The sequence below is a fragment of the Hymenobacter sp. NBH84 genome, assembly GCF_014217645.1.
Taxonomy (GTDB): Bacteria; Bacteroidota; Bacteroidia; order Cytophagales; family Hymenobacteraceae; genus Hymenobacter; species Hymenobacter profundi.
Genome location: NZ_CP043644.1, coordinates 2,710,392 through 2,733,371, shown reverse-complemented (window position 1 = coordinate 2,733,371; position 22,980 = coordinate 2,710,392). Strand labels below are relative to the sequence as shown.

Genomic DNA, 22,980 nt, shown 5'->3' with positions numbered 1-22,980 from the left:
GAACGTCATGTTGAGCGAAGGCGTAGCCGTGGTCGAAACATGACGTTCTTTTTTAACCTTTCTACCCATGCCCCACATCACCGCCGCCGATATCGAATCGTACGAGAAGATCTACCGGCTCAACCTCATCAATGCCATTACGGGCTACAAGCCCGCCAACCTCATTGGTACGGCCTCGCCCGATGGGCAGACCAACTTGGCTATTTTCAGCTCGGTGGTGCATTTGGGCTCCAACCCACCGCTACTGGGTATGGTCACGCGCCCTACCTCGGTGCCGCGCCATACCTATTCTAATATTCAGGATACGGGCTGCTACACCATCAACCACGTGCCGGCCGCCTACGTGGCGCAAGCGCACTACACCTCGGCCAACTTCCCGGCCGAAGAATCGGAGTTTGACGCGTGCGGATTTACGCCCTTGTACCGCGACGATTTTCCGGCGCCCTACGTGCAGGAAAGTCAGATTAGCATTGGCTTGCGCTTGCAGGAAGAAATCGAAATAAAAGCCAACGGCACGCGGCTACTGGTGGGGGCAGTAGAGCACATCTACCTGCCCAACGAGGTGCTACAGCCCGACGGCTCCTTGCACTTGGCCGCTGCCGCCGACATCTGCATTTCCGGCCTCGACGGCTACCACAGCGTGACGCCGCTGGCAGCCTTTGCCTACGCCCGCGCCGGGCAGGGCCCGCAGCCGAAAGAGAAGTAGCCACAATTCTTTGGGCAGGATATTCGTCCGGGTAAGAAGTTGCGCCGTTAAAGAAGGTAGGAAATAACTCCCTCCATCTTTCTACTGAATCATGAAAAATAAATTCTGGCAAACGCTGGGGCTGGCTACCGTGGCTAGCATGCGCAGCATGTTGGCTCCGGCCTTGTTGAGCAAATCGTTAGTGAAGCACAACTCGCCCTACCTGGGCAATTCGCCCCTACGCTTCATGCAGTCTCCCATTACGGCCAATGTGCTATCGGTACTAGCTGGGGCTGAGCTGATTGGCGACAAGCAGCCCGATGCCGCCGACCGCACTTCTGCCACCGTAATGCCCAGCCGGGCCGTAGCGGGTGCCTTGCTGGGCGCTACGTTGTACAAATCACAACAGGGCAGTGCCCTCGTCGGTGCCCTGATTGGTAGCGTAGCAGCCGTAGCCACTAACTATGCAACCCTGGCTTTCCGCAAACAGCTCATTGAAAGCACTAATCAGCCCATTTTGGCTGGTATTATTGAAGATGGTATTGCTGTAACCAGCGGCTTAGCCATCCTGAAAGGCCGCAAAGGCACCAAACTCACCAAAGCTGATAAGAAAGCCAACAAAGAAGCCAAGCAGGCCGCCAAGGCTAGGCAGATGGCTTAAAAACACTGTAATTCTATAACAGCAGAACGCCCCTCGGAACTGGTTCCGGGGGGCGTTCTGCTGTTATAAAAGGAGGCAGTTAGTTGCTGCCATTCATGGCGGGTGGATTCTGACCGCCTGGTGCGTCCATAGCGCCATTGTTGCTGGTAGGCGGCGTGTCTTTGGTGGCTTGGTCGGCGGCCGAGCCTAGGCCCTGGGGCTTGGTTACGGTTTGCTCGGCATTCACGCTATCGAGGTCCGTATCGGTGGCGCGGGCTTCGGGGGCTTCTGCGAAGCTGTCGGGGTAGCGCTGGGTTTCGTTGCCGGGGCCTTTGCTATAGTCGCAGGAAGAGAAAGACAAGGTAGCGGCTACCAAGGCCGCGCTTAGGAAGAAAGAGCGTTTCATCGGGAGTTAGTCATGTAAGTGGAGTCAGAAAGGCTATACGTAAACTACCCACGAAACGGCCGGCTTAGCCAGCAGAATTGGCGGGCGCGTATCTTCGGCCAATGGCAATTTCGATAACCATGAGCTGGAGCGGGGGTAAAGATTCGGCCCTCGCGCTCTACCACCTGCTGCGCGACGGCCGCTATCAGGTAACTCACCTGCTCACCAACGTAAACGCGCACTACGGCCGCGTATCCATGCACGGCGTGCGGGTAGAGCTGCTAGAGGCGCAAGCCCAACGCCTGGCCTTACCCCTACACCAGGTGCGCCTACCCGAAGCGCCCAGCATGGCCGAGTATGAGCACCAGACGCAAACAGCCTTGCAGGAATTGCAGGCGCAAGGCACGATGCACGTGGCCTTCGGGGATATTTTTCTGGAAGATTTGCGCGCCTACCGCGAGCAGCAGCTTACCCAGCTGGCTATGCAGGCACTGTTCCCGCTGTGGCAACGCCCTACCGCCGAGCTGCTCCACGAGTACCTGACGCTGGGCTTCCGGGCCGTGGTGGTGTGCGTAAACGAAGCCTATCTCGACCGCAGTTTCTGCGGCCGCCTGCTCGACGCCGACTTCCTCCGCGACCTACCCGCCAGCGTAGACCCCTGCGGCGAAAACGGCGAGTATCATACCTTCCTCTTCGACGCACCCTACTTCCAGCAACCCGTTCCCTTCCAACGCGGCGACATCGTGCGCCGCACCTACCCCGCGCCGGTTGGCGAAGCGCCACTGAGTGCGTTTTGGTATTGTGATATTTTGTTGGGAGAAATGGTGAAGTTGTGAGATAGTAAAATGGTGAGTTAAAAAGCCGTCTGTCATCCTGAGCTTGCGAAGGACCTTCTCACGTTAGAACGACAAGCGTAACAACGACTCGTTCAACTGGCATAAGGTCCTTCGCAAGCTCAGGATGACAGACGGTTTTTAATTCACTATTTCACAACCTTACCACTACGGCGCGCAGCCGCACAGCACCTCGCGGCTGGGCTTGGTGGTTTTATAATTGGGTAAGCTTACCTCCTTCATATAGATAACTTCCAGTTGCTTAAGCCGTGGATGCTTAGGATTTTCGCCCCAGATACGCATCAGATAATTGCAGTAATAAGGGCGCATAAACGCGTTGCTGACAAACAGATAGTTCTCAGAATACTTGCGCCACCGGTCATTGGGGAACAGGCTCACAACGGAAGCCGGCTTGGCATAGGTGAGTGGTGCCCCACCTCGGTTCAGGTCTATCTTACGACCTGCAGCAGTAGTGCCTTCCAGAATATACCAGCCATCATCCTTGAACACAGCCGGTGCAAACATGCCCCAGTGCTGATCGATGCGAAACAGGTAGCCTAGCCACTGCATTCGCTCCGGCATGGCCCAGCGCTTGGATGTAACAGTATCGAAATTCCACCAGCAGATATACACTAGCAGCACGCCTACCACGGTGTTGCGCACGGCCCGAAGCAGCGTTACGCTTTGTGGCGCGTGCTCGATGTGGGCAGCCAGATGCACCCGCACCGGGCTGCGCCAGGTAGGAGCCTTCCACCGCCAGCCGGTGCGCCATTGCCCGAAACGCGTGCCGAGGCGCTGGGCATGCGGCACCAGCTTTTGCTCCAGCCAGTCCATTGCCGCGGGCGGGAGCAGACCGGGTAGGGAAGCCCAGTTGATCAGGAAAAACAAGCCCACAAAAAGCGTGAGGCTGATTCCGAGATGAAACAACACGAGCACCCCAATAAACAACCCGCGCCACCACGCCACGCGCCACGGAATAAACAGCGCGAAGGGCAGCAATAGCTCGGTGTAGTAGGTGGCAAACGTTAGCCCACGCATCAGCTCGGGGTAGGGGTAGAGCAGCCGGCCAACCGGGAGCAGCATTTGGTCGAGGCTGAGGGCGTAGTAGAGCGCGGTGCCGGTCTGCGTCCATTCGGCCCCGCTTTTGAGTAGGGCCGTGCACCAGTAGAGCAAAGCCAGTTGCACGATGTAGGCAACGGTGGCGGCGCTGCACGTGGTGAGGCTGGTAGGTGGCGGCTGCCGGCGGCTATCCAAGGAGTACACGCGCCCCCAGGGAAGGAAAATTCCCCAAAAGAGCAGCATCCGCAGCAAATCGTCGCCGCCCTGCCCAATCAGTGGGTTGCGATTCTGCACCGATACCAGCAGCACCCACGAGATGATGGTTACTAGCCGGGTGCGGTAGCCCAGCAGCATGGCCACGGCGGCCGCGGCCGCCAGCAGAAACAACACCGCCTGCACCTGCCACAGCCCACTACTGGTATGAAACGAAAACTCGTAGGGGTTCCAGTTGTGCTCGTAGAGGACGTGCAGCGGCAGCACGCCCATGTTGGAATAATGCGCCTCCAAATCAGTTGCGCGAATGGCCAAGTCTACTACTACCACAGCCGCCAACGCTACCCGCAATAGCGCCAATGCCCGCAGATCCAACACAAACGGCTGCCGAATAACAGCTACTACACGATTCATAAGGGGAGTAAGGCTAATCAACACCACCGACCACATGCGTAGATGCTACCACGCAGGGCCGGCCCTACCATACGCAAAAGCGGCCGAAAGCGCTATCCAAGGGATAAAGCTTCCGGCCGCTTGTAGGCCATTAGGCCCACAAAGGTTGCATCGCGTCGGGGACTACTGGGGAGTGCCAGTCGTCGTGCCGGTTGTGGCAGTAGTTGTACCCGTTGTGGTGCCCGTGGTAGTCGTACCAGTTGTGGTGCCCATCGTAGTACCCGTCGTGGTACCCGTCGTGGTTGTGCCTGTGGTAGTCATACCCGTAGTGGTACCGGTAGTCGTTGTGCCCGTGGTGGTGCTCATCGTACCGGTGGTGGTAGCATCCGTGGTGCCGGTCGTCGTGCTCATCGTGCCCGAGGTAGTGGCATCCGTACCTGTGGTGGTAGACTCAGTGCCGGTGGTGGTAGTGCCGTCCGTCGTACCCATTTCCGAGGTCGTGTTGCAGGCACCTAAGCCCAGGCCGCTAGCCAGCACAGTAGCTGCCAACAAAGCGAAGCGATTCTTCTTGATCATCTTTTTGGTGAATTGGTGAAAGAGTGCGTGCGGTGCCATTCAAGGCAAATAGCTCCCTTGTACGCTTAGTAGTGGAATAGAGGTTACATAAATGGTAGAAAAAGCAGATATTTTATACATTTTGTAATATGACAAAGATAAATTTCAAGGAGTGATTACTGATGAGGTTGCGCCGTTTCACAAGCAGACATACTACCCATATTGTGTGATAAACAGCGTTTGCTGATGAGCGGAAGTAACCAAAGTTGCGTTTAACCGTGTCAGGAAGTACACTTAGGAAGACCCTGCGCCAGCCATGCCTCAACCACCCGCCGTTATTCTGTTTGATGGAGTCTGCAACCTGTGCAATGGCTTCGTGCAGTTCGTTATTGCCCGCGACGCGCAGGCTCGCTTTCAGTTTGCCTCCTTGCAATCGGAGGTAGGGCAGACGTTGCTGGCCGCGCACGGCATCGTGGTGGTGGCTACACCTGAGTCGGTGGTGTTGGTAGAAGATGGGCGCGCCTACACGCACTCGCAGGCCGTGCTGCGCATCCTGCGGCAGCTGCCCGGTTGGCGGTGGGTGTATGCTTTTCGGATAGTGCCACGCTGGCTGCGCGATGCGGCCTACCGGTGGGTGGCCCGCCACCGCTACCAGTGGTTTGGCCAGCAGGAAGAAGCTTGTTGGCTCCCTACCCCGGCGCTGCAAGCCCGCTTTCTGTAGGCATTTCCGCTATTTCTTTGTTCTCATAGCTCACCACAATCCAGTTTATGCAAGCTCTTGTCTTGGATGGGGTCAATCAGCCCCTACAACTTCGCGAAGTTCCTACCCCTACCCCAGGCCCCGGCGAGGTGCTCATTCGGCTGCACGCCGCCGCCCTCAACCACCGCGACGTCTGGATTCAGAAAGGCCAGTACGCCGGCCTGAAGTTTCCCTGCATCTTAGGCTCCGATGGTGCCGGTACTGTTGCGGAACTAGGCGAAGGCACCGATGAGAAGCTACGCAACCAATCCGTGCTCATCAACCCCGGCATGCAGTGGGGCGATAATCCCGCCGCGCAGGCCAAAGACTTCCAGATTTTGGGTCTACCACACGATGGCACCTTTGCCGAGTACGTGTGCGTGCCGGCCCGCTACGTGCATTCCTTGCCCGAGCATCTAAGTTTTGCGCAAGCCGCGGCGCTGCCGCTAGGTGGCCTCACAGCCTACCGGGCACTTTTCACCCGTGCCAATTTACAGGTCGGCGAGCGGGTGCTGGTGTCGGGGGTAGGGGGAGGAGTGGCCCTGCTGGCCCTGCAAATGGCCGTGGCCAGTGGCGCCGAGGTGTGGGTAACATCTAGTTCAGCCGAGAAAATAGAGCAAGCCAAGTCCTTGGGTGCCAAAGGCGGCATCAACTACCAAGACGAAAACTGGCCCGCTACCCTCACCAAGCAAGCCAACGGCGGTTTCGATGTCATCATCGATAGTGCGGCCGGGCCGGGTTTCAATAACCTGATTGATGCCGCCGCGCCCGGCGGGCGCATCGTGTTCTACGGCGCTACCCAGGGCGATATTCCAGAAGTGCCGGCCCGCAAGATTTTCTGGAAGCAGCTGTCAATACTGGGCTCTACCATGGGTACGGAGCAAGACTTTGCCGGGCTGTTGCAGTTAGTAAATGACAAAAAGCTAGAGCCCATCATCGACAAAACCTTTCCGCTGGCGGAAGGCGAAGCCGCCCTGCGCCACATGGACGACGGCGCCCAATTCGGCAAAATTGCTCTGCAAATCATACAAGAGTAACTGGTAGCCAGCAGCAAACGGTGCGTTTGCTTTATGTAAAAAATACTACTAAATGCCTTAGCAAAATCGAATGATTTGGCTAAGGCATTTGTTCTATAAGCAACCCAGAAAACGTACACACATTCCACTTACTATACCGTATGAAATCAGCTGCTGAGTACCTCGAAGCCCCGGTTTTCTATCTGACCTACCCCACTGGCGAAGAAGCCGAAAACGTACCGGTAGTAGCCTACGACGAAGCCGTGCGCGCCATAGAATCCGCCCTGGCCGACGCGGCAGAGTACAAATATTTTTTGCTGCGTGCGCTGCGCCGGCAAGCGACGCCCGAAGCCGAAATAGCACCTGCTACCGAAGCTACCGTGCGCCCCCTATTTCCAACAGACGACAACCAGGAGTTGGCCGCATAACTACAAAAGGCCCCGGCGATACGCGTATCGCCGGGGCCTTTGCTATTGAAAGTAGGTAGGCAGCAGGGTTACATATACTGGTTGGGCACCAGATAATTCTGCACATAGTCGGCAATGCCATCCTCCAGCCGCGTGAAAGGACGGTCGTAGCCGATGCTGCGCAGCTTCTCCATATTGGCCTGGGTGAAGTACTGGTACTTGTCGCGAATTACCTCAGGCGTATCCTGAAACTGGATGTCGGCAGTACGACCGAGGGCTGCGAAGGTGTTTAAGGCCAGATCGAGGAAGGTGCGCGCTTCGCCGGTGCCCAGGTTGTAGATGCCAGAGTGCTGGCGGGTCTGCATCAGGAAGTAGCAAACCTCCACCACGTCTTTCACATAAACGAAATCGCGCTTCTGCTCGCCATCGGCATAATCAGGATTGTGGGAGCGGAACAGCGTCATGGAGCCCGTTTGCTGAATCTGCTGGTAGGCGTGCAGAATCACCGAGGCCATGCGGCCCTTGTGGTATTCATTTGGGCCGTACACGTTGAAGAATTTCAACCCAGCCCAGAAAAACGGCTTTTCGGGTTGCGCCACGGCCCACTTGTCAAAGTCGTTTTTAGAGTCGCCATAGGCATTCAATGGCTGCAACAGGTGCAGTAGCGCTTCATCATCATCGTAGCCCACCGTGCCCAGGCCGTAAGTAGCCGCCGAGGAAGCGTATACCAACGGTAGCTGGTAGCGGCAGCACGCCTGCCACATTTGCTTGGAGTAGTCGAGGTTGAGTAGATCCAGCACGCTCCGGCTTTGCTCGGTAGTATCGGTGCGGGCACCCAGGTGAAAGATGAACTCCACCTGCTCGTAGTTCTCGTCCAGCCAGTCGAAAAACTCGTTGCGGTCCACATACTGCTTTAAGCGCTTGCCGCTCAGGTTAGGCAGCTTATGCTCCACGGCAAAATTGTCGACCACCACGATGTCGTTGAAGTTGGCGGCGTTGAGGCGGGTGACGAGGCAGCTGGCAATGAAGCCGGCCGCGCCAGTAACTACGATCATAAGAGTAGAATTTGCGACAAAAGTAAGAAAGTAGCGCAGAGTGCTACCGTAACGGAATCGGCGTCCCGAAGTTGACCTCCGCCGCGGGCTCCTTACTTTTACCGTATGTCCCGCTGCTTCCTGCTTTCGCTTCTGTTTCTGCTGGCCTGCCAGCCCGACCGGCCACCAGCCACTACCGCTGCTGCACCCCAGCAACTTCACGATGATTTGGGCCGCCCCGTTACAGTGCCGGCCCAGCCGCGCCGCATCATGTCCCTGGCCGCGTCCATGACCGAAATGCTGTTTGCCGTGGCCGATACGGCTACCATCGTAGCCCGCACGCAGGTGTGTGACTACCCCGCGGCGGCCCTACGCAAGCCCATTGTCAACAGCTACCCCCTGGATCTGGAGCGGCTGGTGGGCTTGAAGCCCGACGTGGTGTTCACCGTGGAAGGCATCACCTCGCTCGACGACGCGGCCCGCTTGGAAAAGCTGGGCATTCCCGTGTACTACCAGCGCTATGAGAAAGTAGACGACATTCTGCGCGGCCTGCGCGACCTGGGTCATATCCTGCACCGCGACGCCGCCGCCCGCCACCTCACCGACTCGCTCTCGGCCGCCCTGCAAGCCGTGCAACAGTTGCCCGCGCCTACCTTGCGCCCGGCCGTGCTGGCCATTACCTGGCAAGACCCCATCTACGTGTATGGCCAGAATACGCTATTCACGGATAAAATTCGACTAGCGGGCGGGCAGAATGCGGTACAGGAAAAGTTTGCGCAGCCCTACCCAGCCCTCACCCGCGAGTACATTCTGAAGCTGAATCCCGCTATGTTGCTGGGCGGCCGATTCGGGAAAATGGACAGCACCTTTTTCAAAAATTATCCCGAGCTGCGCCGCATCCGGGCCTACCAGCAAGGCCGCGTATACGACGCCACCGACGACCTGATGAGTCGGCCCGGCCCGCGCGTCGTAGAATCGGTGCGGGAGCTTCGTCGGCTGATCTGGGCGCCGCCTGCCGTATGAGCCGCCGCCCCATGCCTTGGCTGCTGGGTAGTCTGCTCCTGCTGCTGGTACTGATAACGGTGGGCCTTCGCATCGGCAGCTATGATACCAGCTACGCCCTTATCGGCCGCGCTCTACTCCACTATGACCCCACCGACCCCGCCCAACTAGTGCTGGTGCAACTGCGCCTACCTCGCATTTTGCTGGCTCTGCTAGCCGGTGGTGGTCTGGCCTTCAGTGGCTACCTCATGCAGGCCATGGTCAACAACCCCTTGGCTGATCCCTACCTGTTGGGCACCGCCTCTGGGGCTTCACTGGGAGCTATTTTGTGTTATGTGCTGGTGCCTACCCTCACGGTAGCTGGAGTTTATCTGCCACCTCTGGCGGCCCTAGTAGGCGCTCTGGCGGCCACCCTGGTAGTGGTGCTGCTGGGTACCCGCCGCGGACAGCTGCTACCCGCACAACTGCTGCTGGCGGGCGTAGCAGTGGGTTCGCTTACGACGGCTATTGGGGGCGTACTCACGTTTATGGCCAGCAGCCAGGAAAAGCTACGCACCGTTGTTTTCTGGGCGATGGGCAGCTTCGAGCGGGCGGGTTGGGAACTGCTTCCCTACCCGGCAGTGGCATTGGCCGGGGCCTTGCTGCTGTTCTCGTTCCGCCGCCACGAGCTGAATATTTTGCTGCTAGGGGAGGAGCGCGCCGAGGCGTTGGGTGTGCCAGTGGCTCGCACGCGTTGGTTGCTGCTACTCACAGCCTCAGGGCTTACCGGCTGTGTGGTAGCGCTTTGCGGGCCTATTGGCTTTGTTGGGCTGATGGTTCCGCATATCACGCGCTGGGTGCTGGGCGTCACGGGGCCTTTAAACCTCCTATTCTGTGCCATCATAGGGGCTGATTTTCTGCTGGCCTGCGACTTGCTAGCTCGCTTGCTCTACCCACCCGCTGGCCTACCTGTTGGGTTGGTCACGGCCCTGTTCGGCGTACCGTTCTTCGTATATTTGCTGCGAAAAAAAGGGTAGTAGAGTCTTGTTACGAATATTCTATTGCGTGTATTGCGCTTCGGATACGTCAGAAAAACCGTGCGCCCAGTTACACCGCGTCCAAGACCCTAAGCTTCCAAGAACCCAAACCCATGATATACATCAGCCGCCAGGAGCACTTCAACGCCGCTCATAAACTGTACAACCCTAAGTGGAGCGACGAGCGCAACCACGAGGTATTCGGCCCCTGCGCCAACGTAAACTGGCACGGCCACAACTACGAATTGATTGTGACGGTACGCGGCAACCCCGACCCCGATACAGGTTTCGTAGTAGACCTGAAAGCCCTGAGCACGCTCATCAAGCAGCACATTATCGACCAGGTCGATCATAAAAACCTCAACCTGGATGTTCCCTTCATGGCCGACAAAATGGCTAGCACCGAGAACTTGGTAATAGCCTTTTGGGAAATTCTGGCCCGTGAGCTACCCCGTATCACTACGGCTCAGCTACATTGCCTCAAACTCTACGAAACGCCCCGCAACTTCGTCGAATACTACGGCGAATCCGAGTAATTTTTAATTAAGAATTACTAATTAAAAATCGAGCTATTGTCTTTTCAATTACGGTCAGATTTTAATTAACAGTTCCTAATTAATAATGCCTAATCGTTAATTAAAACATGAAGTACTACCTAATTGCGGGTGAGCGTTCCGGCGATTTTCACGCCTCCAACCTAATGCGGCAATTGCAGCAGCAAGACAGTGCCGCAGACTTACGCTTTTGGGGCGGCGACCTAATGCAGGCTGCGGGTGGCACGATGGTGCACCATTACCAGGAGATGGCCATTATGGGCTTTTGGGAGGCCGCTACCAGCCTGCTTAAGTTTCGAGGCTACCTCAAGGAGTGCCAGCGTGATATGCTCGAATACAAACCCGACGTAGTAATCCTAGTCGACTATGCGGGGTTCAATATGCGCGTGGCGAAGTTTGCGAAGGAGCAAGGCATTAAGGTATTCTATTATATCTCGCCCAAGATATGGGCCTGGAACCAAGGCCGCGTGCACAAAGTGAAAGCCTTGGTCGACCGGATGTTTGTTATCCTACCCTTCGAGGAGGAGTTCTACCAACGCTTCGGATACAAGGTCGACTACATCGGCAACCCAACGGCCGATGCCGTAGCCGATCATCCTGCCGCCCCCGACTTCTATCAGCGCAATAACCTCGATCCGCAGAAGCAAATCATTGCTGTACTACCCGGTTCGCGCAAGCAGGAGATTGAGGAAATGCTCTACGAGATGGTGGCTATTCTGCCGCCTTTCCTCAACTACCAGTTCATTGTGGCCGGTGTTGATAACCTCGACCCCAATTATTACGCGCACTTCGAGCGCAACAACGTTCGCATCCTTTTCAACCAAACGTACGATTTGCTGGCGCATGCCACGGCTGCCCTTGTCACCAGCGGCACCGCTACGTTAGAAACGGCTCTTTTCGGCGTGCCGCAGGTAGTGTGTTACCGTACCAGTGCGGTAACCTATGCTATCAGTAAAGCCCTTATCAAAGTGCGTTACATCTCGCTAGTTAACCTCATTGCAGACCGCGAGGTAGTAAAAGAGTTGATCCAAGGCGAATTCAACTCCCGCAACCTCGTTACGGAATTAAAGAAAATTACGGCAGATGAGGAATTTATTGCTCAGCAGAAAGCCGGCTACGCCGAATTACGTGAGAAACTAGGCAGGAACAACGCAGCAGCAAAAGCAGCAAAGTTGATGGTAGGGTATTTGAGCCAGAAATAAGCTAAACCATATTCGTTACTAAAACAGTAGCGCTTCAGGTTCAAAAAACACCTGACAAAGAAAAAGCGAAGGTCGGAAAACAAGCTGTTTTCCGACCTTCGCTTTTTCTTTGTCAGGTGGCGTGTTAAGCCGCCCGCAATTGCTTCAACGGCGACTGCTCAAACTTGCTGCGTGCATAATCTGCGTCAATTACCAGCTCGCTTGCATCCGCATCCGATGGCATGTCGAACATAGCATCTGTCATGATGCTTTCGCATATGCTGCGCAGGCCGCGGGCACCAAGGCGGTACTCATCCGCTTTCACTACAATATATTCTAGGGCATCTTCCGAGAAGCTCAACTGAATGCCTTCCATCTCGAACAGACGCTGGTACTGCTTCACGATAGAGTTCTTGGGCTCCGTCAGAATTTTGCGCAGGGTAGCGTGATCCAGTGGGTTGAGGTGCGTGAGGACAGGTAAGCGGCCAATCAGTTCGGGAATCAAACCGAATGCTTTTAGGTCCTGAGCCGTTACGTAGCGCAGGAAGTTCTGCGTGTCGATATTCTCTTCTAACTGCGTTTTGGCAAAGCCAATCGGCTTGGTATTCAAGCGGTTTTTGATGATGCGCTCAATACCCACGAAGGCACCGCCGCAGATGAACAGAATATTCTCGGTGTTCACCGTAATCATCTTCTGCTCGGGGTGCTTGCGGCCGCCATGCGGGGGCACGTTCACCGTAGTGCCTTCCAGCAGCTTCAGCATGGCCTGCTGTACACCCTCGCCGCTCACATCGCGCGTGATGCTGGGGTTGTCGCTCTTGCGGGCAATCTTGTCGATTTCGTCGATGTAGACAATGCCGCGCTCGGCTGCCTCCACGTTATAGTCAGCGGCTTGCAACAGACGCGTCAGGATGCTTTCTACATCCTCGCCTACGTAGCCGGCTTCGGTGAGCACCGTGGCATCGGCAATGCAGAAGGGCACTTGCAGAATGTTGGCCAGCATGCGCGTCAAGAAGGTTTTGCCGGTACCGGTTTCGCCTACCATGATGATGTTCGACTTCTCAATCACCACATCATCCTTCTGCGGTTTCTGCATCAGGCGCTTGTAATGGTTGTATACGGCCACCGACATCACCTTCTTGGCCTCATCCTGCCCTACCACGTACTGATCGAGATAGTCCTTCATCTCGCGTGGCTTCACCAGATTGAACTTGGGTGCTTTGCTGTTCGAGCGAATCTTGTTTTCCTCGTTCAATATCTGCTGGGCCTGACCCACGCACCGCTCACAGATGTGCGCATTGATGCCGGAAATCATGACCGAAACTTCTTTTTTGGCTTTGCCGCAGAAGGAGCACGTTATATCTGCCATTGTAGGACTCTCAGAAATAGGGGGTAGAACCGGTAGAAATGCAACCGGTTATCAAAGGTACGAAAAGGCCAACGCCTAGCGAGCAAAAAAAAGTTGCCGCAAAAAGGAAATCTGCCCGAAGCAAAAAGCCCGCCGATTGACCCTGAGGCCAATAGCGGGCTTTTATTTCATGACGCCAATAGAACGTCAGGTTGGTAGAAAGTCATAGCATACGTGTCGGACCATCACTTTCTATGTAGTGCGAACCGGAAAAGTTAATCTTTCTTCTTTTCCAACACTTCGTCAATCAGGCCGTATTCTTTGGCCTCATCGGCGCGCATCCAGTAGTCGCGGTCCGAGTTATCGTGGATTTCCTGGTAGGTTTTGCCAGTGTGCATGGCCAGGATGTCGTACAGCTCCTTGCGCAGCTTCAGAATCTCACGGGCCGTGATTTCAATGTCCGACGACTGACCTTGCGCGCCACCCGAAGGCTGGTGAATCATCACGCGGGCGTGGGGTAGGGCCGAACGCTTGTCCTTAGCACCACCAGCCAGCAATACGGCACCCATCGAAGCAGCCAAGCCGGTGCAGATGGTAGCCACATCAGGATTCACATACTGCATCGTATCGTAGATACCCAGGCCGGCATACACCGAGCCGCCGGGCGAGTTGATATAGAGCAGGATATCCTTCTTCGCATCGGCCGACTCCAAGAACAGCAACTGCGCCGTGATGATGTTGGCGATATAATCGTCTACGCCCGTGCCCAAGAACACGATGCGGTCCATAATCAGGCGCGAGAAAACGTCAATTTCAGCGAAGCGGGTAGGACGCTCTTCAATTACTGAGCGCGTCATGCCGGTAGGCAACATCAGCCCGTTGCGGGTTTGGCCCTCTACGTGCTGGATGTATTGGTCAACGCCCAGGCTGCTCATGCCTTGGCCTTTCACAGCAAACTTGCGGAATTCTTGTTTATTCAGCATGGGAAAAATAAGGTAGTATGAGTTCAACGAAAACTAAGGGTCAACAAAAAAGCCCTCACGGCAAGTAAGGGCTTTTTTATTGACCTGAAAACCTAGAGCGGCAAATTAGCTCGCTTGTTGGTTTTGATTGCGGAAGTCCTCGGCCGTAATCGGTGTTTCGTTAACAACAACTTTGCCGCGCAGGTTTTCGAGTACTTTCTCTGCCAGAATGGCTTCATACTCGTCCACGTAGTTTTTACCGTTGTCTTGGCGCAGGTAGTTATCAGCAAAGCTGCGCATCGAAGCTTGCAACTCCTCGTTCACCTCGGGCAGGTTGAACTGGCCCATGATTTTCTGAATGGTACGGTCTACAATTTCGTCGTTCGACACCTTCAAGCCTTCCGTCTCCACTACCTTGTTGCGCACCATCGACCACTTCAGCTCACGCTCGTAGTCGTTGTAGTGCTCTTCTACTTGCTCAGCCGTCAGTTTGCCCTGATTGGCACGCACCAGCCACTTCTTGAAGAACTCTTTGGGTAGCTCAACTTGCAGGCTATCAATTACTTTGTCGATAATCTGACGGTTCACCAGGTTGTCGGATTCACGGTCGTAGTTCTCCTGAATGGTAGTACGCACCTTCTCGTCGAACTCTTCTTTCGAAGTCACAACGTCTTTGCCGAACACTTTATCAAACAGCTCCTGGTTGAACTCAGCAGCGTCGGTGCGGTTGATTTTCTCTACCGTTAGCGTATAGTCACCGCTTACCTCAGCAGCTTCGTCCTTGCTCAGACCCGAGAAGTTGGCAACAGCCGATACGTCACCGTCAAAAGCATCCTTCAGATCGAAAGTGATGCTGTCTTCTGGCTTCACACCGATGAAGCGCTCCACACCATTCTTCACCTTGTTGATGGGTAGCAATACCACATTGCCTTCTTCCTCAGCGTCAGCCTTTTTCAGGCGGCCATAGAGGTAATCGTTAGCTTCCGAAACCTCGGGGTTGGTGCTCTCGCCAAACTGGCGACCAATCTGGTCGTAGGTCTCAGTGAGGGTAGCCTCGTCGAGCGACACTTGGTTGCGGTCTACCGTAATGCTCTGATCAGCAGGTAGCTCGATTTCGGGCAGCAAGCCCAACTCAAACTGGAAGCTGAAATCTTTCTGGTTGTCAAAGTCAACATCCGTCGGCACTGGAATTGGCTCGCCCAGAATGCGCAGGTTGTTCTCCTTAATATACGCGTCTACCGATTTGCCCAACCGCTCGTTGATTTCATCGGCCAGCAAGCCTTTGCCGTACATTTTGCGCACCAAGCCAGCAGGCACCTTACCCGGCCGGAAACCTTTGATTTGCGCTTTTTTAGCGTAGTCCTTAATCTTTTGGTCTACGTTGGCAGCATAATCGGCTTCCGTCAGGTTTACTGTCAGGATGGCACTCAGCTGGTCGTCTTTCTTGTCGAGGGTAATGTCCAAAACAGGTCGTCGGTTAGAAGTGGGGTAGGAAGCCGTAGTATGCCCGGCCCTTTCCCCACGGCGGATGAATACGTGGTTGAAAAAGAAAAGCCCCCAACGGGTGGGTTGAGGGCTTCTGTTGTTGTTTCTAGTGCAAACCAGAAACGAATACTATAAAATAAGTGCGGATGGAGGGACTCGAACCCACACGCCTTGCGGCACCAGATCCTAAGTCTGGCACGTCTACCAATTTCGCCACATCCGCGTACCTCGGCCTTCTGCCTTGGGGGCGCAAAGCTACGCAACTGTTTTGAAAATCCAAAAGCAAAATAAAGTGTTTGTGTAATACGAGTGCAGACAAAAGCATCGCAAGCCGAAAAGACAACCTTTTACAGGCTCTCCGCTGTTGGTCTATGTTGTACCTTCGTTTCTTACTCTGCCTACCCGGAGCGGTGCTCCACTTGCATCTATGGCTACCCCTATCGACCCCGAAGCAGAACGTAATGAGATTCTGCGTCACTACCGTCGGCTATTACGCACGGCAAAGCCTATTCTCAAAGAAGGCGATGCCAAGCTGATTAAAAAGGCATTCAATACCTCGCTGGAAGCGCACAAAAACATGCGCCGTAAGTCTGGCGAGCCATACATTCTGCACCCGCTGGCCGTGGCGCAGATTGTGGTAGAGGAAATTGGGCTGGGTACTACCAGTATCGTGTCGGCGCTGCTGCACGATGTGGTAGAGGATACGCCGTGGGAAATCAGCGACGTAGAGCGCGAATTTGGCTTCAAAGTGGCGCGCATTGTAGACGGGCTAACCAAGATATCGGGCGTGTTCGACTATGGTACGTCTGAGCAGGCCGAGAACTTCCGCAAGATGCTGCTCACGCTCTCGGAAGATGTGCGTGTCATTCTCATCAAGCTCGCCGACCGTTTGCACAACATGCGCACGCTCGACTCGATGCCGCGCCATAAACAGCTCAAGATTGCTTCTGAAACCATTTACCTCTACGCGCCGCTGGCGCACCGCCTAGGCCTTTATGCCATCAAGAGCGAGTTGGAGGATCTGTACCTGAAATACACGGATACCGATATTTATAATGAGTTGCGCACGAAAGTGCGCCAGAGCCAAAGTGTCCGCAACCGCTTCATCAAAGAATTTGTAGCGCCTATTGATGAGGAACTGGATGCCCAGGGCTTTCATTACGAAATCAAGGGTAGACCCAAATCCATCTATTCCATTCTGCGGAAGATGCGCAAACAGAATGTCTCCTTTGAGGAGGTGTATGATTTGTTTGCTATCCGCGTGATTCTCGATGTACCCTATGAGCAGGAAAAAGCGGCGTGCTGGCAGGTGTATTCCATCGTGACGGACTTCTACCAACCCAATCCCGACCGCCTGCGCGACTGGGTGAGCACACCCAAAACCAACGGCTACGAGTCGTTGCACACCACCGTGATGTCGCGCTCCGGGCAATGGGTAGAGGTGCAAGTACGCACCAAGCGCATGGACGAAATTGCTGAGAAAGGCTATGCCGCCCACTGGAAATACAAAGACGCCGCTACCTCACAGGCTGAATCGAGCTTGGAGGCTTGGATAAACAAAGTGCGCGAAATGCTCGAAACCAACAACTCCAGCGCCTTGGAGTTCATGGACGAGTTCCGGCAGAATCTATTTGTGAAGGAGGTTTACGCCTTCACGCCGAAGGGTAAACTCATCATCCTACCCGACAAATCAACGGCGCTGGACTTTGCCTTTGAGATTCACACGCATATTGGCTTACAGTGTCTCGGTGCCAAAGTCAACCAAAAGCTGCAACCGCTCAGCTACCAGCTCCGCAACGGCGACCAGGTAGAGATACTTACCTCACACAAGCAGCGTCCTACCGAGGAGTGGCTGCAATATGTGACGACTTCCAAGGCGCGCTCCCGCATCAAAGAATACTTGCGCGATGATAAAAAAGCCAAATCAGAAGATGGGCGTTACCTCGTGGAGAAGCGCTTGGAGCTGCTTGGCGTTGCGAATACAGCTGAAAACCTACACCGGGTCCTGACACATTTTCACGTGCACAGTTTGCCAGAGTTGTACTACCGCATCGCTATAGGCAAGCTAGACGGCCGCGAAATCAAGGAAGAGCTATTTCATGAGGAAGCAACGCCGCAGCAGTCTTCCATACTCGCACCCAAGTCTTTCGACCACGAAGTGCAGAAAGCGCGTGGCGTACGGGCTGATATGCTCGTCATTGGTGAACATACCAATACTTTCAATTACACCATTGCTCCCTGTTGCAATCCTATCCCCGGCGATGATGTGTTTGGGTTCGAAACGGCTGACAAAGGCATTGTCATTCACCGCACATCCTGTCCACAGGCGGTTAAGCTTATGTCGAACTATGGCAACCGCATTGTGCGCGCCAAGTGGACGGATCAACTGGAGCTAGCTTTCCTGGCTGGAATTCATATTAAAGGCTCCGACCGCATGGGTTTGATTAACGATGTGACCAAGGTGATTTCCAACAGCTTGAAAGTAAACATGCGCTCCATTACCGTTGATAGTAACGACGGAATGTTCGAGGGGCAGATCATGGTGTTTGTGAATGACACAGATCACCTTAACAAAATGATTCAACGCCTCAGCAAAGTACGGGGCGTGCTGGGCGTCGAGCGGTTTGATACAGTTCGCTGAAAAGCGCATAAAAGCATAAATAAAAATCGAAAGTCTAAAAAGGTATAAAAGAAGTAGGGTTGAGTTGAGAAGTGGATGACGAATAGAATGTTGAAGTCATGTCATAATTATCAATTCAACCTACCTTCCTAAGAGGGCCATTCAATGCTTGACAAAGAAAAATTTGAGGAAGTGAAGAAAATCTTCACCGCCTACCTTGAAAATAAAGGATTGCGCAAAACGTCGGAGCGTTATGCCATTTTAGAGGAAATTTACTCCCGCACAGGTCACTTTGATGTGGAAGAATTGTTCGCGGGTATGAAGACAAGAGGACTGCAAGTAAGTCGCGCTACTGTCTATAACACACTGGATTTGTTGGTAGAACACGGTTTGGTGAGTAAGCATCAGTTTGGCCGCAACTTGGCGCAGTATGAGAAGTCCTACGGCTACCGCCAGCACGACCACGTCATCTGCACAGAGTGCCACAAAGTAGTCGAGTTCTGCGACCCACGTATTCACGGTATCCAGACAATGGTCGGCGAACTTTTGAATTTTCATATCTTGCACCACTCCTTGAACCTCTATGGGGTGTGCGGCGACTGCCGTGCAAAAGCCGCAGCCCACTCTTCAGCCGAATGAACAGTAGCTCTGCCGTCGAAGATGGCATTTTGTACCTGCGCCTCTCCGGCGACCTGCTTGGGAGTCCCGATTCCCAGCAAATCCTGCAAATCGTCAACGGATACCTGGGGGAAGCTATTCGCTTCTGTGCCATCGACCTGTCCGCCGTGCGTTTCATCAATAGCACCGGCATCGGTGTGCTGGTATCCGTTTTGACCAAATTTCGCAATCAAGGCGGCGAGTTGGTTTTAATAAAGCCTTCTGAGCAGCTGCAAAAGCTTCTGCTCATCACCAAGCTAAACGCCATTTTCACTATTGCAGCCGACGAAGAATCGGCCGCTGAACAATTGAAAGCTGCAAACTAATGCCAGTTGACGTACTCGTAGGACTACAGTGGGGAGATGAAGGGAAAGGGAAGATTGTCGATGTGTTGGCCCCCACGTACGATGTAGTTGCCCGTTTTCAGGGTGGCCCCAACGCAGGCCACACCCTATTTTTCGACGGTGTAAAGCATGTATTGCACCAAGTACCATCCGGTATTTTTCATCCGCACATTATTAATGTAGTCGGTAATGGAGTAGTGCTCGACCCAGTTGTATTCCGCGGCGAACTGCAAAAGCTGACGGATCGTGGTATTCAGTGGGGCGACAATCTCTTCATCTCACAGAAGGCCCAGCTTATCCTGCCCTCTCACCGCGCCCTCGATCGAATTTTAGAAGAGGCTAGGGGAGGGGGTAAGATTGGCTCTACCCTAAAAGGTATTGGCCCTACCTATCAAGATAAGGTAGGCCGCACAGGTCTGCGGGTTGGCGATGTATTGCTACCCGATTTCAAAGAGCGTTACACAGAAGCTGTTGCCCGTCATGCCCAACTGGCCGCATTCTACAAGCAAGACTTGGCAATAGAAGCTCACGAAGACGAATTTTTCTCTGCCATTGAGTTCCTGCGTACCCTTCAGTTAACGAATACAGAGTATTTGCTGAATGACTTGCTACAACAGCAAAAGCGCATTTTAGCGGAAGGTGCCCAAGGTGCTATGTTGGATATAGATTTTGGTACGTATCCCTTCGTCACCTCCTCTAGCACTATCGTGGCTGGCGCCTGTACCGGCCTAGGCATAGCGCCTCATCATATAGATAAGGTATATGGTATAAGCAAAGCGTACTGCACACGAGTAGGTAGTGGGCCATTTCCTACCGAGCTGCATGATGAAGTAGGAGAGCAAATACGCCAAGCTGGTCACGAGTTCGGTTCTACTACTGGGCGTCCCCGCCGTTGTGGCTGGGTCGATTTGCCTGCTCTACGCTATAGCATCATGCTAAATGGTGTAACAGAAATTCATTTGATGAAAGCGGATGTGTTAGACGAGTTCGATGAAATTCGAGTTTGCACGCACTACCAGCTACCAAATGGTGAGACTACCGATCAGTTTCCAGACTATGGCACATTACAAAATGTAACCCCAGTCTACCATTCACTACCTGGTTGGCGCACTACTCTCCAGGAAATCACAGAGCCAGAAGCGCTACCTCAACCTCTAAAAGACTATTTGCACTATCTCGAAGAAAACTTGCTAGTGCCAATCCGCATCGTGAGCGTAGGACCTGACAGAGTAAGTACGTTGCATCTGAATTAATAGCATCAGGCAAAAAAAGAGTGCGGCACAAGCTACATAGCTTGTGCCGCACTCTTTTTTTGCCTGATAAATAAGATCTTACAACTTGTATTGAGTTTTTTGAGTTAGTGTATTTGGAAAGTTGTGGGGCAAGCCGCACTTTTGCACTCCCAAACCGAAACGCGGTAGGGTTGAATCGAGCAGCACGTCTCCTGGCTTTGAGCGAAGAGCAGTCCAGACAAAAAAAAAGTTTTTGTCGGATGCTTGCAACTTCAAACAAGCTGCTTACTTTTGCACCCCGCTTCCACCGGAAGCGTCTGCTACGAGGACACTGAAAAAAAGTTGTCTTTAGTAGTTGGAAAGTAAGAAAAGGTTGTTACCTTTGCAGCCCGCTTCAACCGGAAGGGATAGCAAGCCAGAACGAAAAAAAAGTTTTTTCGAACGGCTTGCGAAGTAAGAAAAAGCAGTTACCTTTGCAGCCCGCTTCAACAGGAAGGCTGGTAAGCACAGCGAGTTACAAGCCACGAGAGTGGCGCAGGGTTTCACCAACAGGGTGAGGCACACGTTCTTTGAATGACAGGAAAAGACAAATGGTAAGGGCCGCCTTCGGGGGGTCCACGACAAGCGTAACAGACGAAGAGAACTCGTCACAACAACGAGTCGGATCAGCACTTGACATCAGCTAGGCTTCGGCCTAGTGTAGAAGATTTTTTACAATGGAGAGTTTGATCCTGGCTCAGGATGAACGCTAGCGGCAGGCCTAATACATGCAAGTCGAACGGAGGGTAGCAATACCCTTAGTGGCGCACGGGTGCGTAACGCGTAACCAACCTACCCTTGACTGGGGGATAGCCCGCCGAAAGGCGGATTAATACCGCATAAGACGATAGCGGGGCATCTCGTAGTCGTTAAAGATTTATTGGTCAAGGATGGGGTTGCGTAGCATTAGCTAGATGGCGAGGTAACGGCTCACCATGGCGACGATGCTTAGGGGAGCTGAGAGGCTGATCCCCCACACTGGCACTGAGATACGGGCCAGACTCCTACGGGAGGCAGCAGTAGGGAATATTGGGCAATGGCCGAGAGGCTGACCCAGCCATGCCGCGTGCCGGATGAAGGCCTTCTGGGTTGTAAACGGCTTTTCTCAGGGAAGAAAAAGGGGATGCGTCCTCAACTGACGGTACCTGAGGAATAAGCACCGGCTAACTCCGTGCCAGCAGCCGCGGTAATACGGAGGGTGCGAGCGTTGTCCGGATTTATTGGGTTTAAAGGGTGCGTAGGCGGCCCGTTAAGTCCGGGGTGAAAGCCCACTGCTCAACAGTGGAACTGCCCTGGATACTGGCGGGCTTGAGTCCAGACGAGGTTGGCGGAATAGATGCTGTAGCGGTGAAATGCATAGATAGCATCTAGAACCCCGATTGCGTAGGCAGCTGACTAGGCTGGCACTGACGCTGAGGCACGAAAGCGTGGGGAGCGAACAGGATTAGATACCCTGGTAGTCCACGCCGTAAACGATGGATACTCGCTGGTAGCGATATAGGGTTACTGGCTTAGCGAAAGCGTTAAGTATCCCACCTGGGGAGTACGCTCGCAAGAGTGAAACTCAAAGGAATTGACGGGGGCCCGCACAAGTGGTGGAGCATGTGGTTTAATTCGATGATACGCGAGGAACCTTACCTAGGCTAGAATGCGCGTGACCGGTTCAGAGATGAGCCTTTCCTTCGGGACACAAAGCAAGGTGCTGCATGGCCGTCGTCAGCTCGTGCCGTGAGGTGTTGGGTTAAGTCCCGCAACGAGCGCAACCCCTATGTTTAGTTGCCAGCGGATTATGCCGGGGACTCTAAACAGACTGCCTGCGCAAGCAGTGAGGAAGGCGGGGACGACGTCAGGTCATCATGGCCCTTACGCCTAGGGCTACACACGTGCTACAATGGGCGGTACAACGGGTTGCTACATAGCGATATGATGCCAATCTCGAAAAACCGTTCTCAGTTCGGATCGGAGTCTGCAACTCGACTCCGTGAAGCTGGAATCACTAGTAATCGCGTATCAGCAATGACGCGGTGAATACGTTCCCGGGCCTTGTACACACCGCCCGTCAAGCCATGGAAGTTTGGTAGACCTGAAGCTGGTGCTCGTCACAGAAGCCAGTTAGGGTAGAACAAGTAACTGGGGCTAAGTCGTAACAAGGTAGCCGTACCGGAAGGTGCGGCTGGATCACCTCCTTTCTGGAGCTGGATCCGACTCGGTGATTGAGTCATAACTCGCGCGGTGCGCTTGTACACCATTTGTCTTTTTCCTGCCGTTCAAGATATTGAATCGGATTCGACTGATCGAGTCGACCCGGGCTTGTAGCTCAGGTGGTTAGAGCGCTACACTGATAATGTAGAGGTCCCTGGTTCGAGTCCAGGCAGGCCCACTGCCACAGCGGGTGTTGCCGGCTGCGGACTGGAATGGGGGATTAGCTCAGCTGGCTAGAGCACCTGCCTTGCACGCAGGGGGTCAACGGTTCGAATCCGTTATTCTCCACCAAGTACTAGCGAGCCAATTGGGCTGCTAGGGTGAGAATACTAATAAACAGAAGCAGAATACGGTGACGTTTTCTCTTCGCATTGACTCC

General features: G+C 54.1%; 21 protein-coding genes, 3 tRNA genes and 1 rRNA gene. 17 read left to right on the top strand and 8 right to left on the bottom strand.

The window, feature by feature from the left end:
• Nucleotides 1–67 precede the first annotated feature (67 nt).
• Entirely contained in the window at nt 68–706 is a 639-nt protein-coding gene (locus F1C16_RS11410; RefSeq protein WP_185280778.1) for a flavin reductase family protein, read from the top strand.
• Between the two features lie 91 nt (nt 707–797).
• On the top strand, nt 798–1,346 hold the full coding sequence (locus F1C16_RS11405; protein ID WP_185280777.1) for a DUF4126 family protein: 549 nt from the start codon (nt 798–800) through the stop codon (nt 1,344–1,346).
• 79 nt (nt 1,347–1,425) lie between these two features.
• On the opposite strand, the gene F1C16_RS11400 is transcribed toward F1C16_RS11405, so the two are convergent.
• Nucleotides 1,426–1,731: a hypothetical protein gene (locus F1C16_RS11400; protein WP_185280776.1), complete on the bottom strand. Its 306-nt coding sequence runs from the start codon at nt 1,729–1,731 to the stop codon at nt 1,426–1,428.
• Nucleotides 1,732–1,832: 101 nt separating this feature from the next.
• Here F1C16_RS11400 and F1C16_RS11395 point away from each other — a divergent pair, with 101 nt between their 5' ends.
• Nucleotides 1,833–2,546 (top strand): adenine nucleotide alpha hydrolase, encoded by a 714-nt coding sequence (locus F1C16_RS11395; RefSeq protein ID WP_258048882.1) that lies wholly within the window; start codon nt 1,833–1,835, stop codon nt 2,544–2,546.
• A gap of 165 nt (nt 2,547–2,711) precedes the next feature.
• Here the strand turns inward: F1C16_RS11395 and F1C16_RS11390 are convergent, their stop codons facing one another.
• A complete protein-coding gene (locus F1C16_RS11390; protein WP_185280775.1) occupies nt 2,712–4,229 on the bottom strand; it encodes an HTTM domain-containing protein in 1,518 nt (505 codons plus the stop codon).
• A 162-nt stretch (nt 4,230–4,391) separates the two neighbouring features.
• Entirely contained in the window at nt 4,392–4,784 is a 393-nt protein-coding gene (locus F1C16_RS11385) for a hypothetical protein (RefSeq protein WP_185280774.1), read from the bottom strand.
• A 295-nt stretch (nt 4,785–5,079) separates the two neighbouring features.
• On the opposite strand from F1C16_RS11385, the gene F1C16_RS11380 reads away from it, so the two are divergent.
• The 3 genes from F1C16_RS11380 to F1C16_RS11370 all read left to right on the top strand — a co-directional run bounded on the left by F1C16_RS11380 (nt 5,080) and on the right by F1C16_RS11370 (nt 6,946).
• Nucleotides 5,080–5,484: a thiol-disulfide oxidoreductase DCC family protein gene (locus F1C16_RS11380; RefSeq protein WP_185280773.1), complete on the top strand. Its 405-nt coding sequence runs from the start codon at nt 5,080–5,082 to the stop codon at nt 5,482–5,484.
• Between the two features lie 47 nt (nt 5,485–5,531).
• Nucleotides 5,532–6,539: a zinc-binding dehydrogenase gene (locus tag F1C16_RS11375; protein WP_185280772.1), complete on the top strand. Its 1,008-nt coding sequence runs from the start codon at nt 5,532–5,534 to the stop codon at nt 6,537–6,539.
• 140 nt (nt 6,540–6,679) lie between these two features.
• A complete protein-coding gene (locus F1C16_RS11370; RefSeq protein WP_185280771.1) occupies nt 6,680–6,946 on the top strand; it encodes a hypothetical protein in 267 nt (88 codons plus the stop codon).
• A 68-nt stretch (nt 6,947–7,014) separates the two neighbouring features.
• Here F1C16_RS11370 and rfaD read toward each other — a convergent pair whose 3' ends face one another.
• Nucleotides 7,015–7,980: an ADP-glyceromanno-heptose 6-epimerase gene (gene rfaD, locus F1C16_RS11365; protein ID WP_185280770.1), complete on the bottom strand. Its 966-nt coding sequence runs from the start codon at nt 7,978–7,980 to the stop codon at nt 7,015–7,017.
• A 105-nt stretch (nt 7,981–8,085) separates the two neighbouring features.
• Between rfaD and F1C16_RS11360 the strand changes: the two genes are divergently transcribed.
• From F1C16_RS11360 to lpxB, 4 genes are all read left to right on the top strand, one after another.
• Nucleotides 8,086–8,982, top strand: coding sequence for an ABC transporter substrate-binding protein (locus F1C16_RS11360; protein ID WP_185280769.1), 897 nt, complete (start codon nt 8,086–8,088; stop codon nt 8,980–8,982).
• A complete protein-coding gene (locus tag F1C16_RS11355) occupies nt 8,979–9,977 on the top strand; it encodes an iron ABC transporter permease (RefSeq protein ID WP_185280768.1) in 999 nt (332 codons plus the stop codon). Before F1C16_RS11360 ends, F1C16_RS11355 begins: the two co-directional genes overlap by 4 nt.
• A gap of 113 nt (nt 9,978–10,090) precedes the next feature.
• Complete coding sequence (locus F1C16_RS11350) at nt 10,091–10,513, top strand: 6-carboxytetrahydropterin synthase (RefSeq protein ID WP_185280767.1); 423 nt, start codon at nt 10,091–10,093, stop codon at nt 10,511–10,513.
• A 107-nt stretch (nt 10,514–10,620) separates the two neighbouring features.
• On the top strand, nt 10,621–11,733 hold the full coding sequence (gene lpxB, locus F1C16_RS11345) for a lipid-A-disaccharide synthase (RefSeq protein WP_185280766.1): 1,113 nt from the start codon (nt 10,621–10,623) through the stop codon (nt 11,731–11,733).
• 124 nt (nt 11,734–11,857) lie between these two features.
• On the opposite strand, the gene clpX is transcribed toward lpxB, so the two are convergent.
• From clpX to F1C16_RS11325, 4 genes are all read right to left on the bottom strand, one after another.
• Nucleotides 11,858–13,081 carry an ATP-dependent Clp protease ATP-binding subunit ClpX gene (gene clpX / locus F1C16_RS11340; protein ID WP_185280765.1) on the bottom strand — a complete coding sequence of 408 codons (1,224 nt, stop codon included), beginning with the start codon at nt 13,079–13,081 and terminating at the stop codon, nt 11,858–11,860.
• A 254-nt stretch (nt 13,082–13,335) separates the two neighbouring features.
• Nucleotides 13,336–14,043 carry a ClpP family protease gene (locus F1C16_RS11335; protein WP_258048881.1) on the bottom strand — a complete coding sequence of 236 codons (708 nt, stop codon included), beginning with the start codon at nt 14,041–14,043 and terminating at the stop codon, nt 13,336–13,338.
• 105 nt (nt 14,044–14,148) lie between these two features.
• The gene (gene tig / locus F1C16_RS11330) at nt 14,149–15,486 is read right to left on the bottom strand and encodes a trigger factor (protein ID WP_185280764.1); all 1,338 of its coding nucleotides are present in this window, start codon (nt 15,484–15,486) and stop codon (nt 14,149–14,151) included.
• Nucleotides 15,487–15,648: 162 nt separating this feature from the next.
• Nucleotides 15,649–15,730 (bottom strand) — tRNA-Leu (locus tag F1C16_RS11325).
• 204 nt (nt 15,731–15,934) lie between these two features.
• Between F1C16_RS11325 and F1C16_RS11320 the strand changes: the two genes are divergently transcribed.
• The 7 genes from F1C16_RS11320 to F1C16_RS11290 all read left to right on the top strand — a co-directional run bounded on the left by F1C16_RS11320 (nt 15,935) and on the right by F1C16_RS11290 (nt 22,892).
• Nucleotides 15,935–18,148 carry a bifunctional (p)ppGpp synthetase/guanosine-3',5'-bis(diphosphate) 3'-pyrophosphohydrolase gene (locus tag F1C16_RS11320; protein WP_185280763.1) on the top strand — a complete coding sequence of 738 codons (2,214 nt, stop codon included), beginning with the start codon at nt 15,935–15,937 and terminating at the stop codon, nt 18,146–18,148.
• 144 nt (nt 18,149–18,292) lie between these two features.
• Nucleotides 18,293–18,766 (top strand): Fur family transcriptional regulator, encoded by a 474-nt coding sequence (locus tag F1C16_RS11315; RefSeq protein WP_185280762.1) that lies wholly within the window; start codon nt 18,293–18,295, stop codon nt 18,764–18,766.
• The gene (locus tag F1C16_RS11310; protein ID WP_185280761.1) at nt 18,763–19,110 is read left to right on the top strand and encodes an STAS domain-containing protein; all 348 of its coding nucleotides are present in this window, start codon (nt 18,763–18,765) and stop codon (nt 19,108–19,110) included. Before F1C16_RS11315 ends, F1C16_RS11310 begins: the two co-directional genes overlap by 4 nt.
• Nucleotides 19,110–20,381, top strand: a complete 1,272-nt coding sequence (locus tag F1C16_RS11305; RefSeq protein WP_185280760.1) for an adenylosuccinate synthase — start codon at nt 19,110–19,112, stop codon at nt 20,379–20,381. Before F1C16_RS11310 ends, F1C16_RS11305 begins: the two co-directional genes overlap by 1 nt.
• 692 nt (nt 20,382–21,073) lie before the next feature.
• Nucleotides 21,074–22,588 (top strand): 16S ribosomal RNA (locus tag F1C16_RS11300).
• A 117-nt stretch (nt 22,589–22,705) separates the two neighbouring features.
• Nucleotides 22,706–22,779, top strand: a tRNA-Ile gene (locus F1C16_RS11295).
• Between the two features lie 36 nt (nt 22,780–22,815).
• A tRNA-Ala gene (locus F1C16_RS11290) sits at nt 22,816–22,892 on the top strand.
• The last annotated feature ends 88 nt before the right edge of the window (nt 22,893–22,980 follow it).

Bases quoted from the DNA above. Each gene is read 5' to 3' on its own strand.
- F1C16_RS11410 (WP_185280778.1), top strand. From the start codon at position 68: ATGCCCCACATCACCGCCGCCGATATCGAATCGTACGAGAAGATCTAC.
- F1C16_RS11405 (WP_185280777.1), top strand. From the start codon at position 798: ATGAAAAATAAATTCTGGCAAACGCTGGGGCTGGCTACCGTGGCTAGC.
- F1C16_RS11400 (WP_185280776.1), bottom strand. From the start codon at position 1,731: ATGAAACGCTCTTTCTTCCTAAGCGCGGCCTTGGTAGCCGCTACCTTG.
- F1C16_RS11395 (WP_258048882.1), top strand. From the start codon at position 1,833: ATGGCAATTTCGATAACCATGAGCTGGAGCGGGGGTAAAGATTCGGCC.
- F1C16_RS11390 (WP_185280775.1), bottom strand. From the start codon at position 4,229: ATGAATCGTGTAGTAGCTGTTATTCGGCAGCCGTTTGTGTTGGATCTG.
- F1C16_RS11385 (WP_185280774.1), bottom strand. From the start codon at position 4,784: ATGATCAAGAAGAATCGCTTCGCTTTGTTGGCAGCTACTGTGCTGGCT.
- F1C16_RS11380 (WP_185280773.1), top strand. From the start codon at position 5,080: ATGCCTCAACCACCCGCCGTTATTCTGTTTGATGGAGTCTGCAACCTG.
- F1C16_RS11375 (WP_185280772.1), top strand. From the start codon at position 5,532: ATGCAAGCTCTTGTCTTGGATGGGGTCAATCAGCCCCTACAACTTCGC.
- F1C16_RS11370 (WP_185280771.1), top strand. From the start codon at position 6,680: ATGAAATCAGCTGCTGAGTACCTCGAAGCCCCGGTTTTCTATCTGACC.
- rfaD (WP_185280770.1), bottom strand. From the start codon at position 7,980: ATGATCGTAGTTACTGGCGCGGCCGGCTTCATTGCCAGCTGCCTCGTC.
- F1C16_RS11360 (WP_185280769.1), top strand. From the start codon at position 8,086: ATGTCCCGCTGCTTCCTGCTTTCGCTTCTGTTTCTGCTGGCCTGCCAG.
- F1C16_RS11355 (WP_185280768.1), top strand. From the start codon at position 8,979: ATGAGCCGCCGCCCCATGCCTTGGCTGCTGGGTAGTCTGCTCCTGCTG.
- F1C16_RS11350 (WP_185280767.1), top strand. From the start codon at position 10,091: ATGATATACATCAGCCGCCAGGAGCACTTCAACGCCGCTCATAAACTG.
- lpxB (WP_185280766.1), top strand. From the start codon at position 10,621: ATGAAGTACTACCTAATTGCGGGTGAGCGTTCCGGCGATTTTCACGCC.
- clpX (WP_185280765.1), bottom strand. From the start codon at position 13,081: ATGGCAGATATAACGTGCTCCTTCTGCGGCAAAGCCAAAAAAGAAGTT.
- F1C16_RS11335 (WP_258048881.1), bottom strand. From the start codon at position 14,043: ATGCTGAATAAACAAGAATTCCGCAAGTTTGCTGTGAAAGGCCAAGGC.
- F1C16_RS11320 (WP_185280763.1), top strand. From the start codon at position 15,935: ATGGCTACCCCTATCGACCCCGAAGCAGAACGTAATGAGATTCTGCGT.
- F1C16_RS11315 (WP_185280762.1), top strand. From the start codon at position 18,293: ATGCTTGACAAAGAAAAATTTGAGGAAGTGAAGAAAATCTTCACCGCC.
- F1C16_RS11310 (WP_185280761.1), top strand. From the start codon at position 18,763: ATGAACAGTAGCTCTGCCGTCGAAGATGGCATTTTGTACCTGCGCCTC.
- F1C16_RS11305 (WP_185280760.1), top strand. From the start codon at position 19,110: ATGCCAGTTGACGTACTCGTAGGACTACAGTGGGGAGATGAAGGGAAA.